The organism is Oleiphilus sp. HI0128 (assembly GCF_001635365.1).
In genome coordinates, this window is record NZ_LWGG01000360.1 from 1 (window position 1) to 368 (window position 368).

At 36.7% G+C, this 368-nt stretch carries 1 protein-coding gene; it reads left to right on the forward strand.

From position 1 onward, the window contains the following. Positions 1 to 182: 182 nt before the first annotated feature. Positions 183 to 368: hypothetical protein (locus A3763_RS29445; protein WP_231872104.1), on the forward strand; the 186-nt coding region annotated here is incomplete at its 3' end.

Genomic DNA, 368 nt, shown 5'->3' on the forward strand with positions numbered 1-368 from the left:
AACTTTTCATCACTACACTTTAATTACCTACAATAGCAATTCAATAAGCATAGAAAGGGATAGTAGTGCGGACAATAAAAATCTTTCTCATATTTACTGGTTTATTTCTTCTCCCCCAAGCACAAGCATCTTTACCAAATCATTTGAGCCTAAGTGAGCTTTCATGTGATCAAGCATATTACTTGGTACAAAAGCCGATCGAGTGGCTAACCAGGACAAAAGATTACAGGGATAATGGAGGAAAGCTATATGACCGCTACCACCCAGATGCGTCATTTCAGAATATTGAAATCCGAAAAGATAATTGGTTAAGTAAGTTCGATGAGTGTATGAATTTGAAAAAAGGAATGGTTCATTCGTACTATGGG